18 protein-coding genes are annotated in these 18316 nt (G+C 52.2%); 11 read left to right on the top strand and 7 right to left on the bottom strand.

Annotation, left to right across the window (positions count from 1 at the left end; genetic code table 11):
• Positions 1 to 200 precede the first annotated feature (200 nt).
• Both EGO56_RS19985 and EGO56_RS19980 read right to left on the bottom strand, forming a co-directional pair.
• Complete coding sequence (locus tag EGO56_RS19985; RefSeq protein WP_135910792.1) at positions 201 to 1304, bottom strand: hypothetical protein; 1104 nt, start codon at positions 1302 to 1304, stop codon at positions 201 to 203.
• Positions 1304 to 3517 carry a M23 family metallopeptidase gene (locus tag EGO56_RS19980; RefSeq protein WP_167493460.1) on the bottom strand — a complete coding sequence of 738 codons (2214 nt, stop codon included), beginning with the start codon at positions 3515 to 3517 and terminating at the stop codon, positions 1304 to 1306. Before EGO56_RS19980 ends, EGO56_RS19985 begins: the two co-directional genes overlap by 1 nt.
• Before the next feature lie 283 nt (positions 3518 to 3800).
• Here EGO56_RS19980 and EGO56_RS19975 point away from each other — a divergent pair, with 283 nt between their 5' ends.
• Positions 3801 to 4850 (top strand): ABC transporter substrate-binding protein, encoded by a 1050-nt coding sequence (locus EGO56_RS19975; RefSeq protein ID WP_135910791.1) that lies wholly within the window; start codon positions 3801 to 3803, stop codon positions 4848 to 4850.
• The gene (locus EGO56_RS19970) at positions 4850 to 5536 is read left to right on the top strand and encodes a molybdate ABC transporter substrate-binding protein (RefSeq protein ID WP_135910790.1); all 687 of its coding nucleotides are present in this window, start codon (positions 4850 to 4852) and stop codon (positions 5534 to 5536) included. The genes EGO56_RS19975 and EGO56_RS19970 overlap by 1 nt, the downstream gene beginning before the upstream one ends.
• Positions 5537 to 5598: 62 nt before the next feature.
• Here EGO56_RS19970 and EGO56_RS19965 read toward each other — a convergent pair whose 3' ends face one another.
• A complete protein-coding gene (locus EGO56_RS19965) occupies positions 5599 to 6180 on the bottom strand; it encodes a DJ-1/PfpI family protein (protein ID WP_135910789.1) in 582 nt (193 codons plus the stop codon).
• Positions 6181 to 6347: 167 nt separating this feature from the next.
• A complete protein-coding gene (locus tag EGO56_RS19960) occupies positions 6348 to 6731 on the bottom strand; it encodes a cupin domain-containing protein (RefSeq protein WP_033735718.1) in 384 nt (127 codons plus the stop codon).
• 274 nt (positions 6732 to 7005) lie between these two features.
• On the opposite strand from EGO56_RS19960, the gene EGO56_RS19955 reads away from it, so the two are divergent.
• A complete protein-coding gene (locus EGO56_RS19955; RefSeq protein ID WP_013196271.1) occupies positions 7006 to 7803 on the top strand; it encodes a MetQ/NlpA family ABC transporter substrate-binding protein in 798 nt (265 codons plus the stop codon).
• A 136-nt stretch (positions 7804 to 7939) separates the two neighbouring features.
• On the opposite strand, the gene EGO56_RS19950 is transcribed toward EGO56_RS19955, so the two are convergent.
• The gene (locus EGO56_RS19950) at positions 7940 to 8647 is read right to left on the bottom strand and encodes a phage antirepressor KilAC domain-containing protein (RefSeq protein ID WP_013196273.1); all 708 of its coding nucleotides are present in this window, start codon (positions 8645 to 8647) and stop codon (positions 7940 to 7942) included.
• 388 nt (positions 8648 to 9035) lie between these two features.
• On the opposite strand from EGO56_RS19950, the gene EGO56_RS19945 reads away from it, so the two are divergent.
• The gene (locus EGO56_RS19945; protein WP_033735722.1) at positions 9036 to 9470 is read left to right on the top strand and encodes a 6,7-dimethyl-8-ribityllumazine synthase; all 435 of its coding nucleotides are present in this window, start codon (positions 9036 to 9038) and stop codon (positions 9468 to 9470) included.
• 55 nt (positions 9471 to 9525) lie between these two features.
• On the top strand, positions 9526 to 9999 hold the full coding sequence (locus tag EGO56_RS19940) for a nuclear transport factor 2 family protein (RefSeq protein WP_135910788.1): 474 nt from the start codon (positions 9526 to 9528) through the stop codon (positions 9997 to 9999).
• 43 nt (positions 10000 to 10042) lie between these two features.
• Here EGO56_RS19940 and EGO56_RS19935 read toward each other — a convergent pair whose 3' ends face one another.
• Entirely contained in the window at positions 10043 to 10438 is a 396-nt protein-coding gene (locus tag EGO56_RS19935; protein WP_135910787.1) for a hypothetical protein, read from the bottom strand.
• Between the two features lie 360 nt (positions 10439 to 10798).
• Between EGO56_RS19935 and EGO56_RS19930 the strand changes: the two genes are divergently transcribed.
• The 3 genes from EGO56_RS19930 to EGO56_RS19920 all read left to right on the top strand — a co-directional run bounded on the left by EGO56_RS19930 (position 10799) and on the right by EGO56_RS19920 (position 13819).
• Entirely contained in the window at positions 10799 to 11569 is a 771-nt protein-coding gene (locus EGO56_RS19930; protein ID WP_135910786.1) for a transcriptional regulator, read from the top strand.
• A 120-nt stretch (positions 11570 to 11689) separates the two neighbouring features.
• Positions 11690 to 12079: a DUF1090 domain-containing protein gene (locus EGO56_RS19925; protein ID WP_135910785.1), complete on the top strand. Its 390-nt coding sequence runs from the start codon at positions 11690 to 11692 to the stop codon at positions 12077 to 12079.
• Between the two features lie 465 nt (positions 12080 to 12544).
• Positions 12545 to 13819 carry a Glu/Leu/Phe/Val family dehydrogenase gene (locus EGO56_RS19920; RefSeq protein ID WP_135910784.1) on the top strand — a complete coding sequence of 425 codons (1275 nt, stop codon included), beginning with the start codon at positions 12545 to 12547 and terminating at the stop codon, positions 13817 to 13819.
• A 37-nt stretch (positions 13820 to 13856) separates the two neighbouring features.
• On the opposite strand, the gene EGO56_RS19915 is transcribed toward EGO56_RS19920, so the two are convergent.
• Entirely contained in the window at positions 13857 to 15026 is a 1170-nt protein-coding gene (locus EGO56_RS19915; protein ID WP_135910783.1) for an ROK family transcriptional regulator, read from the bottom strand.
• A gap of 295 nt (positions 15027 to 15321) precedes the next feature.
• Here EGO56_RS19915 and EGO56_RS19910 point away from each other — a divergent pair, with 295 nt between their 5' ends.
• Genes EGO56_RS19910 through EGO56_RS19900 form a run of 3 tightly spaced genes read left to right on the top strand, consistent with a single transcriptional unit; the run spans position 15322 to position 18316 of the window.
• Positions 15322 to 16569: an extracellular solute-binding protein gene (locus tag EGO56_RS19910; protein ID WP_135910782.1), complete on the top strand. Its 1248-nt coding sequence runs from the start codon at positions 15322 to 15324 to the stop codon at positions 16567 to 16569.
• A gap of 9 nt (positions 16570 to 16578) precedes the next feature.
• A complete protein-coding gene (locus EGO56_RS19905) occupies positions 16579 to 17487 on the top strand; it encodes a carbohydrate ABC transporter permease (RefSeq protein ID WP_135911032.1) in 909 nt (302 codons plus the stop codon).
• Positions 17477 to 18316, top strand: coding sequence for a carbohydrate ABC transporter permease (locus EGO56_RS19900; protein WP_135910781.1), 840 nt, complete (start codon positions 17477 to 17479; stop codon positions 18314 to 18316). The genes EGO56_RS19905 and EGO56_RS19900 overlap by 11 nt, the downstream gene beginning before the upstream one ends.

Genomic DNA, 18316 nt, shown 5'->3' with positions numbered 1-18316 from the left:
TCCAGTAAAATCCGGCGCTGCTGGCCGCCTCATGCAGGTCGCTGCTGACGTTATTCCGCCACCGGATAATATTTTCCGGGACGTGGTTTTCTGCATCAGACAGGTGATTGTCGGTGTAGCGAATGCCGCATTGTCTTACTACCGTCGCTGACAGAGGATGTTATGCACAACCGGTTCCTCTGAATCTTTAAAAGTTCCGATTATAAGGGAATGTTTTCTTCTCTGGATTTCCATCCACTTTTTATTGATTTTAAATGGCGTAACCCCGTAATCGAGTAAGTGCCAAGTATATTCAAATCTTTCGGTGAACTAATAGTCATTAGCTCACCACGACCAAAATAGCTTTCAACAGAACCGATGAAACACGTCCCGTTCAACCAAAAAGGGATAACTGCGACAGGTTGAGTGACATAACTTCCAGCAATTTCATTTCTATAATGCGCTGCATCTTCAGATGATGTACCTGCTGGGATTGGGCAAACAGGCTCTTGTTCCTGTTCTTCTTTTTGTTTATTGAAATAATACTTCTTAGAATTGAGCGATTTAATTAACTGTTTTTTGTCACGATCGTTTAATGCTGGATTTAACTGTTTTCCTTCGTCTTGCGGTTCAATCGAGGAGTTATCGTATTCGTACTGATAATAAATGGTTATACTCGGTATTTTATTGTCTGTATTAAATGGCCGCAACAAATAAAAGGTATCTTCATCATATTCACCATTAAACCAAAGTGCATAGACTTGGTCATTAATGCGAACCCACTGCCCCCACTGATTGGCCCCGCGCCCATTTTCTGAATATAGAGCACCTGTTATAGTCTGAGTGTCATTTTCAGCATTGTTATTTATATCGAAGAATTTGTCACCAATCCGTTTTAGGACCCCTGTGTAACTAAATAATCCAGTTCCTCCTGAGTAGCTACTAATAATGAGATCTCGCTCTCCGTCACCATCAAGATCAACAAGTTTGCAATTAACCTCTCCATTTTCCGAGTCAGCAATGAAGGCTGTGTTGATAAAAGCCTGCCATTCATCATTACTAATTTTAGCGGAAGGCTTTTTGATTGTTTTTATTGATATTTCAGTGTTGATTGTAAAGTCAGTGTAGTTTGTTAATGGAAATTTATCTGCTATTTTTTCCAGCTCTTGCCCTGGTTCGTTTTGAAGCATCTCTGCCAGGGTATTATGAAGTAATGTCAATGCAGAATTGTCAGACTCTACATCATGCTGGCTGTGTAGTTGATCAGCGAAAAGTGGAGGTGTAATAAAGAAAATTAAAATTGGAAATAATAGAACTCTGTTCATTACCCTCTCCTTAACTGGTTTGATTCAGGTTTTTCGACTATTGCATTGCCATTGTTATCTGGGAATTTTTGCTCAGTGAGTACTGAAATAGCACTGCCGTATACGCAGCAGCGATCATTGAATCCATTGAGGGCAGTTGAGTATAGAGTGTTTATTCTCCCGGGTAGATTAACTGAAGCACTGGCCTTCCAGAAGGCAGGGCTGCGGTAGTATACTTTTACTCTGGAATTTGTATTTACGCTACATCTTTCAAGCTCATGTTCTGCATCTGAATGATAAGCCATATAAGCCGAAATCCAATAAAAACCGGCACTGTCAACGACGTCATGATCGTTACCACTAACGTTACTTCTCCACATGATAATATCATAAGGAATATCATTTTCTGTATCTGACAGATGATTGTCTGTTTGTCTGATATTTCTGTTTGCATACAGACGATTGTATTCTTCAGATAATCTATTTTTTATATCATTAGTGTATGGGAGGCCACGAAAACTAAAGTAATCAAAGTAGTTTCTTGGGCTAGTTAGTTGCAATAACCCACGCCCATGCCATGGATAATACCAAACTTGCCGGCTTCCAACTTCTTCTCTTTCGGATAACCACTGCGTTTCCTGTATGGCATTCCCAAAGAAGCAGGCAATACGCAGAGGTGTATTAATCAGATATTTTTGCATTCCCTTATTCAGATGAATACGAATACTATCAGCCATACTTCCAGTACCATCTCTATAGACTATTGGTTCCCAGAGATAACTATTACGACGAGCCATTCTTATCACGTTCAGGGGGATAAATTGTTTTAGCTCCTGCTTACTTATCCAACAGCACTTGCGGAAATGGGCAATAAAAGCCGTCGGATGGAAATGCCATAACCGACCGGTGCCGTGTTCGCCCGTGTCAAAACACAGCGCTGAGGCATGGCTTTTCAGCCGTTCATAGTCTTCTTCTGACATGGCCGGCACATTGTCAGAGCCGCTTCTGAGCCAGGTATAGCGCTGGTCAAAGGTAGCAGCATTCCACTCCAGCGGAAAATGGCAGACCAGACGGCTGCTCAGGTCGCCGAAATGCCCGCTGTCCTGCAATCCGGCGATAAGGGGAGAATTACACTGACTGTTGTTGTCCGTGTCATCGTCCAGCATCCGCCACCCTGTCCAGTGCGGGAAGTCGGCATCGCTGAATTTTTTGATTTCAGGGCTGGCCAGATTGACCATGCCCGTTCCGCCTGGGAAGCTGACGGTACGCCATAACGGCGCATCAGCAGGCGTCATGGTTTCATGTTCAGTGCTGATGACCCGCCCGAAACGGAGCAGTTCGAACCCGGCAGACGGATTCTGCGGGTACAGACGGCAGGCTGTCCGGTACAGATTGTATTCATATTTCAGATATGTTTCGGCAATGGAATTGTCTGCCGGACTGGCATCTGCATTCACCAGCGGCTCCCCCACTGTGTCGAAACGTGCCGCCGTGGTGGTGTTCTGCCTGCGGGTTACCATCGTGCAGTCGCCTTTTTCGAAGGTCATGCTGACGAATAACGGTTCCGTGGTGGTATGAACTGAATTCAGGCGGTCCGTGTCCGGAGAGGCAGCGTCAGACACCGATTCGTAAAAGCGTGTACCGGGCGGCAGATAAAAATGGATATCGCCATAAAGGGTGTCGGTTCTGCCGTCACGGGTGATATCGAGTTCAGGGGTGGTGCGTCCGGTCAGCTTCAGCATGTTCACGTTGTCACAGAACACCTCAAAGTGAAAGGCATTGGTTTCGCTAACCATACCACTCTGCCCGATACGGTCCTTGCGCCAGACTTTTGCTCCGGCTCTGATTGCCGGGTCCAGCCGGTCCATGAGATGCATATACAGGGAGTAATAAACGACACGGCAGTTTTCACCGATATCGGTCTGATGCTTTAGCAGGACATAGCCGTCATCGGTTCTGCCATCATAATTCAGCGGAAAAGTATCACGTTTGTGTGTGGAAGACGGAGACCGAAAAGAAACAACTTCCCCATCAGCAATCGCGCGGACAAACTCAACGCGGTCATAGCCTTCCTCAGTACGGTCGGTGTGGAGGACGTGCACGCCCCCGTGCCATGATGCGTGCCGGTTGAGCGGGAAATCCCGGTTTATATCCACGGGCATCATTCTGCTGACCCATGATGCGTCACTTTCTCCGGTGTTCCGGGTACGGACAAATGGCGGGCTGATTATCATGCAGTTGACTTCCTGTCAGGCTGTCAGGTCTGAAATCTTAGAGGTCGCAGAGTAACGCACTTGTATTTATACGAACGTTGATCAAAGACAGGGAAAGCGGCAAATCATTATGAGTCGCTCAGGATTTTATTGACCGTGGAGTTAAAATGCTGAACTACCTTGAGTCTTATCGGTAACAATATGGTTTACCTTCGCCCTGCTTTCCCAAAACAATGACCCAAATCGTGACGCACATCACCTATCGCTATATAATCAAATGCATAACGATTTTCGAGGATAGCTAATGAAGCGCTTCTGGCAGACATGCACATTCGGTTTACTGATACTCTTTCCGCTCTCTTCCCAGGCATCACGCCAGATCACCGACCAGATTGGCCGTCAGGTTACGATTCCTGACCACGTTGAACGCATTGTTGTGCTTCAGCACCAGACGCTGAACCTGCTGGTGCAGATGAACGCCACCGATAAAATCGTCGGGGTGATGGCGAACTGGAAGCAGCAACTCGGCGACGGCTATGCCCGACTCGCCCCTGAGCTGAACCCTATGGCTGTGATTGGGGATCTGACGCATGTTGATCCGGAGAAACTGGTGGCGCTGCATCCGCAGGTGGTGTTTGTCACCAACTATGCCCCGCACGAGATGATCGATAGCATTACTGCGCTGGGGATCCCTGTCGTGGCTATCTCTCTGCGTCATGACCTGCCGGGTGAACAGGACAAAATGAACCCGACTCTCAGTGATGAGGAAATGGCCTATGACAAAGGTCTGCGCGAAGGCATTACGCTGATTGGCGAGATCATCAATAAACCCGCCGAAGCGAAAGCGCTGATTGCGGCCACCGATCAGGGTCGCAAAATCGTCAGCGACCGCCTGAAAGATATACCGGCGGAGAGACGTATTCGCGCCTATATGGCCAATCCGCAACTGACTACTTATGGTTCCGGGAAATATACCGGTCTGATGATGCAGCATGCGGGTGCGGTTAATGTCGCCGCGGCGACTGTGAAAGGATTTAAAACCGTATCGATGGAGCAGGTGATCGCCTGGGATCCGCAGGTGATTTTTGTCCAGGACCGTTACCCTTCTGTCGTGAATGAAATCAACAGCTCTCCACAATGGCAGGCGATTGACGCGGTCAAAAACCATCGCGTTTATCTGATGCCGGACTATGCCAAAGCCTGGGGCTATCCGATGCCTGAAGCTATGGGGCTTGGCGAGCTGTGGATGGCAAAAAAACTCTATCCGCAGAAGTTTCAGGATGTTGACATGAACAAGCTGGCTAACCGCTGGTATCAGCGTTTTTATCGCACCACTTATCAGGGGCCGGAGTGATGCAGGTACTGGCAGCGGGCAGCCTGAAAGGCGTCTGGCCGACACTAATGGCGTCCTTTCCGGAGCCGGTTGAAACCCGTTTTGGTCCCGCCGGCCTGCTCCGCGAACGCATTGAGTCCGGTGAGCCGTGCGACCTCTTCGCTTCAGCCAGTGAAGATCATCCGCAGACGCTGCTGGCTGCCGGACGCGCGCTGGCAGTCATGCCGTTTGCCACCAACCGGCTCTGCATTACGGTGCGCAGCGATTGTCTTCTTGCTGGAGACGACTGGTATACGTTGCTCACCCGTGACTCGCTGCGAATCGCCACGTCCACACATGGTGCCGACCCGTCGGGTGACTATACGCAGATTCTTTTCTCCCGGATGGGTAATGCAGGTGAAGCGGTGCGCCAGCGCGCCCTCGCGCTGGTTGGCGGGCGTGACTCAGCAGCTATTCCTGCGGGCAGACTGGCAGCGGAATGGATTATTCAGGCGGATATGGCGGATCTGTTTATCGGCTATGCCAGCTATCGGACAGCCCTGAGCCGGATTGCCGGGCTGACGGTTGTGGATATTCCGGCGGCTGTTAATCCTGTTGCACGCTATGCCTGTGCGGTCATCACGCCACAGGCGCAAAGGCTGGCGACGTTCTTAGGTTCAGAGCAGGCAAAAAGGGTATTGCGGGATGCGGGATTTGGTTGTGAATAGAAAGCGCTTTTTCAATTACTGTGCGCCCCGTCAGCCTGCCGCTTCGGGGGCGCAAGCGTGGATTAAAGCTTAGCGAAATCCACTTTAAGCTTGTGACTGATGTGTTCCGCCTGTTCAGTGGCTTTGTCGCCCTCACCTGTCAGGGTAACAGCGATGGCAAAGGCGAAATCAAACGCCGCGCCCAGATCCTGTCCGCTCAGCAGATTGCCATCTTTCACAACTGATGCGTTAACGTAAACGCCATCGGTGACACCCTCTGAAGAGGTGCCGGAACTGACATAACGCCGTCCCTTTAAAAGCGCATGAGGTGCCAGCACTCTGGCCGCTGCGGAACAGATTGGGCAGACCAGACGACCTGCTTCATCATGCCGGCGAATAAAATCGATCACCGCAGCATTCGCTGACAGATTTTTGCTGCCGTCCGGGCCGCCCGGCACAATCACCGCATCAAACAGGCGCTCGCGATTCTCCTCCAGCAGCTCATCAGCCACCACCTTCACCTGATGGTAGCTGGTCACTTCCCTGTAGGGCTGACAGGCCACAGTGGTCACACGAACGCCCAGACGTGAAAGAATATCGAGCGTGATAATGGCTTCAGCTTCTTCAAAACCGGGCGCGAGCAGCAGGGCAACGTTCTTATCCATGAAAAAATCCTTTTACATTGTGGGTGTGGATGGAGCAAAGAACGTTAATCCTGGTCTGTGCAGACACACCGTTTACTGATCCGAATCAAATCCGGACGGGGTTTATTTCAGCGTTAAACAGCGGCAGCGAAAACATTGCCGTCATGAGTTATGGCAAACGCCGCTACTTAAAACTCTTCGGGTTCTCCCGGCAGCGGCTCGGTCAGTTCCTGCCCTTTTACACCGGCATAGGTGATCACCAGTTCAGCGGGTTCATCCAAAGTGTAACCACGATGCGCGCTATTAACCGTTTCATTCAGAGCTTCACCAGCTGTGAATGTGCGCTGTTCGCCGCTCTCTTTATCCTCAACAATCAGAGTGCCGGAAAGAATAAACGCCGCATTCGGCATCGGGTGGGTGTGCCAGGGCAATGACGTATGAGCAGGCAGTGACAGTCGCATCACTGTCAGTTCAGGTTCGCCAGTGGGATAAGCATTTATCACCTCACCGTTCCAGGCCTGGCTGCTGCGCATCACTTCGACCGCGTTAATCTCGTTATCCTGCTTTGACATGGTTAATCCCTGTTGTTACTCAATAGAATGCCAGTAGTGACTGAGCAATAAGCGTAGAAGAAAATAGCGCTGAGGGTTTCATACGTGATGAATCAGTAAACGATCAGTCAGCCAGTGCAGAAAAAATAGCGTGAATGATCGGGCCAGCAGAGTGGATGGTTAATTAATGTTCGAAATGTGCTTTGCGGTTATAAGATATATTCCACCGTCAGTACGCAACCTCTGCGTTCTGTATTATCTTTGAAGCCATCTACTATCTGAGGGATTTATGATAATGAAAGGTTTGTTTACGGCATTACTCGCCAGTTCTGTTTTATTATTATCCGCCTGCTCTAAAGACGACGATAACAAAGTTAAAGTCGCGATTAATACCGGACCAGATGAAGCGATCTGGCAGGTGGTACAGCAGGTTGCCAAAGATAAATACAAGCTCGATGTCGAAGTTCTTAACTTCAATGATTATGTGCTGCCAAACGAAGCACTGAATAACAAAGAGGTTGATGCCAACGCCTTCCAGAGCCTGCCTTATCTTGAAGATCAGTCGAAAGAGCGCGGCTATAAATTTGCGGTGGTAGGCAAGACTTTCGTGTTCCCGATTGCGGCCTATTCTCACAAAATCAAAAATATCAGTGAACTGCAGAATGGCGCCACTGTTACTATCTCTAACGAGGCGACCACGCTGGGACGCAGCCTGCTGTTACTTCAGGCGCAGGGTCTGATTAAACTGAAAGACGGTGTGGGTTATTTACCGACCTCACTGGATATCATCGAAAATCCAAAAAATCTGAAGCTGGTTGAAGTGGACACGCCACAGCTGACCCGCACGTTAGACGATCCGAACGTTTCTTTATCCATCATCAATACCAACTTCTCGGCTCAGGCTGGATTATCAGCACACCGCGATGGTTTATTTATGGAAAGTGCCTCGTCGCCTTACGTCAATGCACTGGTATCACGTGAAGATAATAAAGACAGCGACAAAATTCAGAAGCTGAAGTCTGCGCTGCAGTCACCGGAAGTTGCGGCCAAAGCGGAAGAAGTCTACAAGGGTGATGCCATTAAAGGCTGGTAAACCGCCCGGTAATCGATCCTGAACGATAAAAAAAGGCCGCACTCTGATGCGGCCTTTTTTATATCTGCATTTTTCATCTGCACGCCTGTCGGCACGGGTTGCGTGCAGGCGGCCGTCAGGAAAGCCAGAGGTAAAATTACGCGGCTGCACCTTTAGGCTGAGCTGAGAGATGTCCCGCCCACAGGCTCGCTACCCATTTCACCCCTTTTGAGGTGAAGCGCGCCTGAGAAAAAGCGTGCTGGTTTTCACCGGTGCCGGTATGCAGCGTAAAGTAGCCCGCCTGCAGATGGTAGTGTTGCGGCGTCAGCGTTCCTTTGGCGCGGTACATGATGTTGCGCTCCAGCAGGAACTGGCGGAACTCCGGCTCTTTCACTTTCAGCATCTTGCAGAGCTGACGAAAACCCAGCGAGTCGTCAACTTCTACGAAGCTATCAAAGAACGCCGCCTTGGGAGCCGAGAGGGCCAGCTGCTGCTCCGCTGCCTGACGCTGTTCAAACTGCTCAGCCCATGCGCGAGCCGCTTCAGCCGGGTTGGTGAAGTCAGGCAGATGCGTGGTTTTTTCACGATCCTGCCAGCGGTCCAGCACTTCAGCCGTAAAGCCCGGGGAAAGACGCGCTACAGCGAGCAGAGAGTCACGCTTGCTGAGACGATACTCCTGGCGCACTTCTCCATCCCGCTCATAGTCATTTACTTTGAGTGGCTGAGAAAGACGCTGAGCCGTTTCCAGACTTTTGATTAACCGCTTCACTTCTCCGTGTGTAATGCCGGTCATCTGAGCCAGTTCACGGCTGCTCATTGTGACCGATTGTTCCAGAGATTTGAGGCTTTCAGTCGAAATCATCATGGGTTCACCCCTCGCTAACGCTACCAATACCCGGCGGGCAGTCCATTTATTATACAAACACCTGTTCAAATATCCAGTATTTTATTTAAGCAATAACGTAAATGGAACCGGTTACGCAAACATGGGAGCAGAAGGTGTTTTCCGGTCTGGAAGGCGTGTTCAGGACGAGTTAATCAATGGCAGGCACGCATTTCCTGCAGCCAGTAAGGCTAATGACGCCATCTGTTATTTACATATAATCACATTGATGGACACAGACTCTTTACATTGCAGTATAGTGAAGGCTCTCAGCAGGTTACTGACCTGCGATGCTCACTATTTTGATTCGGTGTGCTGAGGCTCAGTCTGGCCCGTTACCACTGAATGTTATCTATTACTGGAGTAAGTCATGCAGCCGTTGAAAGTCGCCTTTATCAAAGCTAACTGGCACAGCGAAATCGTTTCTCAGGTTCTGACCGGGTTTGAACAGGAACTTGAAAGTCGCGGTGCCTCATATGAGATTAAAACATGGGATGTTCCTGGCGCTTTTGAAATGCCGCTGCTGGCGCAACGTCTGGCACAGACCGGCAATTACGATGCGATTGTCTGTGCAGCACTGGTGGTGGATGGCGGCATCTATCGTCATGATTTCGTCGCTCAGGCGGTCGTGAGTGGTCTGATGCAGGCGCAGCTGACGACTAACGTGCCCGTCTTCTCCGTGTCACTGACGCCTCACAATTTCCAGCCATCAGCAGAGTTCATCGACTTCTATACCCAGCACTTTGTTAAAAAGGGCCAGGAAGCGGCACGCGCTGTCTGTCAGATCCACGCGCTCGATCTCTGATTAACCTGTCATGGATGCGGATAACGCATCTGCCCGCGCTGTAGAGGAGAGAAAGTTGGAAAATTTACGCCCGCCCTTACCGCCATTTACACGGCCTGAACAGGCAATGGAAAAAGTACGGCTCGCTGAAGATGGCTGGAACAGTCAGGATGCTGAACGTGTCGCGCTGGCCTATTCGGCAGATAGCCTGTGGCGTAATCGCGATACCTTTCTGACGGGCCGGGCAGATATTGTCGCGTTCCTGCAGCAAAAATGGCAGCGGGAGCAGCAGTATCGGCTGATTAAAGAGCTGTGGAGTTTTGACCAGAACCGGATTGCGGTGCGGTTTGCCTATGAATGGCACGACGAGCAGCTACAGTGGTATCGCTCTTATGGTAACGAGAACTGGGCGTTTGATGAGCAGGGTTTGATGACGCAGCGTTTTGCCAGCATCAACGACCTGAAAATCAGCGAAGAACAGCGGCTGTTTCACTGGCCACAGGGGCGTCGCCCGGATAACCATCCTTCGCTGAGCGAGCTCGGTTTATAACTGGCGTTTCCAGCGGAGAGCGCTGCTCTCCGCCGTTATCAACTCAGCCCTGTTCGCCCTTGTTCTCGACAAAGGTCGCTTTGTTGCGGGTGATCGTATAGGCCACTTTTTTGACATCTTCAGGTGACGTGGTCACTTCAACTGGCGCAATGGTGACACGGCCCATACCAAACAGCGTCGGCACATATCCCCCGACCTGATGCTTACCCGCCGGCACATGCAGCAGTTTGCTTTCACCATTCGGCAATCTGCCAGCCTCTTTGCCATCTACCGTCAGGAATACGCTGGAGCCATCATCCGCGCGGGTCTTGATATGTGAGACATCGATCTGTGTCGGACCAGCAGCAAATTCATCTGGTGCATCGCTGGCGGCATGTTTCGCACAGCCAGTCAGTACAGCAGCAACCGTCATCACGGCGAGAGTAAAACGATAACGCATTGGACACTCTTTCTCCTGATCATCAGAACCGACTATTTTAGCGGTTTGCAGGCCAGATGTAAGGGGGTGGGAAGTCAGCATGCTCTTAAAATGGACAAAACAGCGCTGCTTTTGCGGACTTATTGCGTAAAGAATCTTTACTGAATAAATACACAGTCTTTTTATGATGAGTTATAGCGCATTTAACCTGCTGATCCCGCTGAATTTAACCTGTTCAGCAACCCGAATAAGCGCAGCGTGACACGTGCTGTTTTGCGCTTTTAACAGGCATTAACCCTGTTAATTAACGATTATAAGGTTCATAGTGGTTGTTCATCCCCGGTTAATCCCGGCGGCCTTTCCCTCAGCAGAGGGCACGATATGCAATTTCATACTACTGATACTGTTTGTGCGATAACCGGCACGCATCCCGCGAATCTGAAGCGCTGGATGAAGCAGGGATTACTGACATCACAGCAGAATGCAGACGAGTGGAGCAATACTCATCTTAGTGAAATCCATGATCTGGTTGGTTTAACGGCAACCGGCGCAACACTTAGTGAGATCAGGCAGGGCCAGCAGGACGCATCGGCAGTCAAGACCTACGGCTGGGCGGCGCGTAAGGGCGACATGCTCTGGCAGCTTGAATTTGGCACGCCGCTGTCGCTTTCACGTCAGATGCACAACATGTCCAGTAACTACAGCGGTGATGATTTCATCATTAATCTGCTGCGGCCGCTGAGCGTCTGGCTCTATGCCGACCACCGTCAGGGCGCGTCACGACGCCTCGACCGTTTTGAGCAAACCGTTAAGCAGCAGGCGGACAAAGTGATGCGCGTCTCATCGCGCAACGAATCGTCCGTTCCTCTGTTTCTGGAAGCGGTGAGCGTACTCGATAAAACAGAAATCTGGCTGGAGGCGATTCGTCTGACGGCGATGGGCTTTAATGTCGCGGTTGATTCACGTGCCACCGGACAGCCAGCGATTAAAACCGCCATTCATCAGCATCATGTGATGTGGTGTGGTGCGGGGATTAGCCAGGTAATGCAGGACTATTTTGAACAGCAGAGTGAAGATGGTTTTCCGGTTATGCTCAGTGGACCTGATCGTAATCTGCTTTTTTCACAGACCTCCTCTTCTAGCGCTGCCTGACAGCAGGCAGCTTTTCCATTCCCCCGCTTTTCCGCGCCAGTAAATAATTTTTTCCGTTAAGAATCTCTTAAGGTGGCTACGTATACTGGTGCCTCAACCTGACTCATTGACGAGACTACGATGAAAAAGACTTTACTGACCCTCAGCCTTTGCCTGTTGCCACTGACTTTCACCGCTGCGCATGCGGCATCTAATCTGACCGGTTGTGCCGCCAAAAAGCAGGAGATTGAGACCCAGATTTCCTACGCCCGCCAGCACAATAATACCCATCAGGTTGCCGGCCTTGAAAAAGCGCTGCGCGAAGTGGATCAAAACTGCACTGAAGGGAGCCTGTTAAAGCAGCGCCAGGAAAAAGTGGCAGAGAAAAAGTTTAAGGTGCAGGAGCGTGAACAGGAACTGGCAAAAGCGAAAGCGGAAGGACGCAGTGCCAGCAAGATTCAGAAGCGCGAAGATAAGCTGCAAGAAGCGCGTGAAGAGCTGAAAGAAGCCGAACAGGCTTTGCAGCAATAAATCTTCCGGGCCAGCCTTTCAGCGCTGGCCCGCTATTTCTCTTCCCCCGCCCTTTACAATCATATTTAATCTAACCAGATGATTAAATTGCTTATTTCCTGCCCAATCCATTACTTAAGGTAATCCTTTGATTACTTATTCTCATGCACTTAATTGGTGCACCAAAGTCAATGAAGTTAAGATCAATTATTTAACTTTTTGAACGCCCTCAAAGAATTGAAAGATAGCGAGATCCTCCCTTATATGCAGTCCGTACGCACCTGGAGCGCATTATTATTCGTCTTTAAGGGGCATCTCTCAAAATCTATTCACTGAATTCGCCCCAAAATGGGGCGCGACTGCACTTTTACAGGGCAGCCACCCCATCTTATTTGTTTCAGAAGTGTTAGATTATGTCCGCGCCATACAATGCGCTCACCATCCACGGCTCCACACAATAAATAACTTCATTAAGAAAGGTTTTTTATGGATAAGTTATCTTATGCGTCTGAAAGCAGCACATCTGCCTGGTCCACCTACTTACAGCAAATTGACCGGGTTGCGCCCTATCTGGGCGACCTTTCACGTTGGATAGATACTTTGCGGCATCCAAAACGTGCGCTGATTGTCGACATTCCTCTCCAGATGGATGATGGTTCGATTCGCCATTTCGAAGGCTATCGCGTTCAGCACAACCTTTCACGCGGTCCGGGCAAAGGTGGTATTCGCTATCACCCGGCTGTCGACCTGAATGAAGTCATGGCGCTTTCTGCGTGGATGACCATTAAATGTGCGGCGGTTAACCTGCCTTACGGTGGGGCTAAGGGCGGCATCCGGGTCGATCCCTTCAAACTCTCCGAGGGTGAACTTGAGCGGCTGACCCGTCGTTATACCAGCGAGATCGGCATCATCATTGGACCGCAAAAAGATATTCCGGCACCGGACGTTGGCACTAACAGCAAAGTGATGGCGTGGATGATGGATACCTACTCCATGAACCACGGCACCACGATTACCGGCGTGGTGACCGGCAAACCGATTCACCTGGGCGGTTCACTGGGCCGCGAAAAAGCAACCGGCCGTGGGGTGTTTATAACTGGCCGGGAAGTGGCTCGTCGTTCAGGTATTGAAATCGAAGGTGCCCGCGTGGCGGTTCAGGGCTTCGGTAACGTTGGCAGCGAAGCAGCACGCCTGTTTGACGAGGCGGGCGCGCGCGTGGTGGTGATTCAGGACCACACGGCGACGATTTATAATTCAGATGGCATTGATATGGCCGCGCTGAGCGAATGGCAGATCGCCCACAAGCAGATTGCCGGTTTCCCTGGTGCTCAGAGCATTGATAAAGAGGCGTTCTGGACCACTGAGATGGATATCCTGATCCCGGCCGCGCTGGAAGGTCAGATTACCCGCGAGCGCGCAGAGATCCTGAGCTGCAAAATCGTGCTGGAAGGCGCAAACGGCCCGACTTATCCGGATGCCGATGATGTGCTGGCAACGCGCGGCATTATCGTGGTGCCGGACGTGGTCTGTAATGCCGGCGGCGTGACCGTCAGCTACTTCGAATGGGTTCAGGACATGGCCAGCTTCTTCTGGAGTGAAGATGAGATCAATCGTCGCTCCGATAAGATTATGACCGAAGCGATGGTTCATATCTGGGAGAAGTCAAAGGAGAAGGATTGCTCGCTGCGCACCGCGGCGTATATCGTAGCGTGTGAACGGATTCTGATGGCGCGTAAAGATCGCGGTATCTACCCGGGTTAATGCTTATGGCGCTGTTGTCTGCAACAGCGCCGTTTTTCTACTTCATCAGCACCTGAAACTGCGGATTGAATTCATCAAAGATCGGTAACGCGGCGGCCCCCAGCGCAGCGGTATCGCTGCCGGTCATGCCCCTCTTCAGCCGCATATCTAACAGGTAACGTCCACGCACCGACTGATAAAGCGGCGGCAGGCGCGCGACCATCTGCTCCAGCAACGGCGCAGGCATCATCCCGCCAATAATCACCGCCTCTGCATCAAACACTGACTCCAGAATATTAATTGCCTGGCGCAACGGCGTTGTCACGCTCTCAATCCAGGCGGTGAAACGCGCGGGTTCAATCTGCAGCAGATCTTCAGGCAGCGCCCGCATCGGATCGAGCCCGCAGAATTCATAGGCGGCCTGCAGCGAGACATAACGTTCCAGGCAACCCTGATTACCGCAGTAGCAGTCGCGACCACCCGGCTCCACCACAATGTGGCCAATCTCGCCCGCATTGTGGGCATGACCGGTATAGATGTGGCCATCAGTGAAGATGCCGGCACCCAGACCGGTGCCGATGTAGAGATAGATAAAGGAGTTGAGATGACGCGCCGTACCGTGAAAGCGTTCACCGATGGCGGCGACCGTGGCGTCGTTTTCCAGCGTTACCGGCAGCCCGCTGATAGCGGCCAGCTCAGCTTCAATATCCACATGCTCCCAGCCATTGAGCGTGGTCGGTCCGACGGATGAAATACCCTCCACGCCAAAAGGTCCCGGCATCACCACACCGATCCCCAGTACCTTTTTCCACTGCGTGCCCAGAAAAGCGCGCATCTCCTCCAGCACGCCAGCAATGCACGCCAGGGTGGCAGCAGGCTGAGGTTTTTGCACCAGCACGAGGCGGCGGAAATGCACTTCACCGCTCAGATCGACCAGCACCAGCAAGAGCGTCTGGTGATCAAGATGAATGCCAATCGACCAGGCACTGGTGGGATTGAGTGTGACCGGAATGGAAGGCTGACCGCGCCCGCTGCGGCGCGGCTGACGGCTGGTAAGCAGTCCGGCCTGCTCCAGTTCCGCCACGATGTTCGATACGGTCTGCGGCGTCAGTGCCGTCATGCGCGCCAGTTCGGCACGGGTCAGCTCTCCGTGCAGACGAATGGCTTCAATCACAACACGCCGGTTGTGCGCCCGCGCATGTTCAAGGTTTGTACCCGAGGTTTTCATGTTGTTTTCCATTACAGCGCGACCCGACAGTATTGGTCTCTGAAAGCGTTCGGGCAAACAATATCTTTGATCCTGCACGCAAATCCCGCGCATCAGAATAGGCAATTTTGCCATAAAAGCGCAGTCTGAGTTTCAGCGTTGTTACGGCACTGTTGCGTAGTTTTTAATCTTGTGGCACGCCGTTTGCTTGATACTCACAGGTCAGTTCACCCGCTGACCAGAATTGCGCCCCCGATTAAATCAATCAAATTGATTTAATTAACTGACAGCCTGTTGCTACCCAGTGGAGAAGACCATGTCACAGCGTTATACCCCTCAACTCAAAGCCGGTTTTGCCGCCTTACTGATGTTAAGCGCAGGCAGCGCGGCGGCGGCCAGCCAGATTAATGCCCTCTTTATGACCCAGGCGGCCTATAGCGAGAATGACATTCGCGCGATGACGCAGAATTTTCAGAAGCAGCATCCGGATGTCACCGTCAATCTGGAGTTTGTTCCCTATGAAGCGCTGCACGATAAAATTGTGGCGGCGCGTGGCGCAGGCGGCAATGGCTATGATGTGGTGCTGTTCGACGCCATCTGGCCAGCGGAATTTACCCGCTTCGATCTGTTGCAGGATGTCAGCACGCGCATTACGCCAGAGGAGAAAGAGAAGGTTTTTCCGGGCGCGATGAACACCGTGATTTATAAAGGTAAAACGCTGGGGATGCCGTGGATCCTTGATACCAAATACCTCTACTACAACAAAGCGATGCTGGCGAAAGCGGGCATAACCACCCCGCCACAGACCTGGCAGCAGGTGCTGGATGACGCGAAAATCATCAAAGAGAAAAAGATTGTGAGTTATCCGCTGGTCTGGAGCTGGTCTCAGGCGGAAGCGCTGGTGTGTGACTACACCACGCTGGTATCAGGCTTTGGCGGGCAGTTCTATCAGAATGGCAAGCTCGACTTCTCCAGCCCGGCTTCACTCAAGGCGCTGAACCTGATGAAAAGCTCGCTCGATGACGGCCTGAGTAATCCGGCTTCCCGTGAATATCTGGAAGAGGATGTGCGCAAATCGTTTTCGAATGGCGATGCGGCGTTCGCGCTGAACTGGACCTACATGTACAACATGGCAAACGATCCTAAGCAGAGCAGAGTAGCCGGTGATGTTGGCATTATGCCTGCGCCGGGTGATGCGCCAGGAAAAGTGGGTGCGGTGAATGGTTCGATGGGTCTGGGGATCACCAAAGGCAGCACGCATGCTAACGAGGCGTGGCAGTATATTCAGTACATGACTTCACAGCCGGTGCAAAACCAGTATGCGAAGCTCAGCCTGCCGATCTGGAAATCCTCTTATCAGGACGAGGCGGTAAAAAAGGATCAGGAGAGCCTGATTGCCGCAGCGGATAAATCGCTAAACGTGATGCTGTCACGTCCTGAAACCACCGACTATTCACGCCTGTCGAACCAGCTGCAGCAGCAGTTACAGCAGGTCTTGCTGGGTAAAATCCCGGCGCAGGACGCGATGGCGACGGTGGATAAAAGCGCCGCCCGGCTGCGTTAAGGAGTCATGATGCTGAGTCTGCGTCAACGCGAACAGCGTCAGGCATGGGTGCTGCTGGCACCTATGCTGCTGGTGATGCTGCTGTTAACCGCCTGGCCCCTGCTGCGCACCATCTGGCTGAGTTTTACCGACGCTGCGCTGATTGGCAGCGGTGAAACGCCTGCCTGGATTGGGCTGGAAAACTACCTCTATGCGCTGAGCGATCCCGATTTTCGGGCGTCTGTCTGGCGCACGCTCTACTTCACGCTGGTGTCTGTCACTTTTGAAGGCGTCATTGGGGTGCTTGTGGCGCTGCTGCTGAATCAGAAATTCGTCGGGCGCAACGTACTGCGGGTGCTGGTGATTCTGCCATGGGCGCTGCCGACCATCGTCAACGCCATGATGTGGCGGCTCAACTTTAATCCCGATTACGGCAGCATCAACGCCCTGCTTAGCCAGCTCGGCATCATTGATGGCTATCGCAGCTGGCTGGGATCGCCAGATGCGGCACTCAATGCAGTAATGTTTGCAGATATCTGGAAAAACTATCCGCTGGTTACGCTGCTGGTGCTGGCAGCGCTGCAGTCGATCCCCGAAGATCTGTTTGAAGCAGCACGGCTGGATGGCGCATCTGCCTGGCGGCGTTTCCGCGCCATTACCTTCCCGGCGATTGTCGCGCCGCTGGGCGTCGCGCTGGTGTTACGTACCATCGATGCCTTTAAGATCTTTGACATTATCTACGTGATGACGCGCGGCGGGCCGGTAGACAGTACCAAAACCCTGAGCTTTTTTGTCTATCAGGAGTCCTTCAGCTACCTGCGTGCCGGCAGCGGTGCCGCTTACGCGATCCTGATGACCCTGATGTGCGCTCTGCTAATCACGCTTTACCTGCTGATGTTATGGCATCAGCGCCGCCGGAGTTCCGCTTATGAAAACTAAACTGCGCCGGGTGCTGCGTTACGGCGCGGCGCTGCTGGTCGCCATCAGCATTCTGGCCCCTATGGGCTGGCTGTTTCTGATGAGCGTCAGCTCCGCCAGCGATCTCTCCCGCGTGCCACTGGAATGGCTGCCACGCCAGTGGGATTTCAGTCGCTATCAGGGGCTGGTTTCGCTGGCACCCAACCAGCCGGGCAACATTTTCCTGCATGCGCTGGGTAACAGCCTGCTGGTGGCGACGGTGGCGACGGCGATCTCGCTGCTGCTGGCGATACCGGCTGCCTTCAGCTTCTCACGCTACAGCGGGCGCGATGCCTGGCTTTCCGGCGCGCTGGCGATCTACATGGTGCCGCCGGTGGCGTTTGTGCTGCCGCTCTACTTTCTGCTGCAACAGCTGGGGCTGCTCAACACCCGTCCCGGTCTGGTGATGGTCTACTGCTCGCTGATCCTGCCGTTTCTGACCTGGATGCTGAAGAATCAGTTTGACTCGCTGCCGCGCGATATCGAACAGGCGGCACGGCTGGATGGCCTGCGCTTCTGGCAGGTTCTGCTGCGCATCACGCTGCCGCTGGCGAAGCCGGTACTGGGTGCCGCGGCACTGTTTGGCTGGCTGCTTGCCTGGGATGAGTTTTTCTATGCGCTGCTGTTCACCAGCAATATTTCGGCACAGACCCTGCCGGTCGCGATTGCCGGCTTCACCGCCGGACGCGCGACCGATGACGGGCTGATCGCAGCGATTGGCATTCTGGCGTCGGTGCCGCCTCTGTTTATTGCCATCTGGTTACAGAAGACGCTGGTCAGCGGTCTCACCAGCGGCGGGAGTAAGGGATAA

Origin of the sequence: Pantoea vagans, from assembly GCF_004792415.1 — a bacterium.
GTDB classification, from domain to species: Bacteria; Pseudomonadota; Gammaproteobacteria; order Enterobacterales; family Enterobacteriaceae; genus Pantoea; species Pantoea vagans.
The sequence above is the reverse complement of the archived record's forward strand: the minus strand, read 5'-3'. Positions and strand labels throughout refer to the sequence as shown.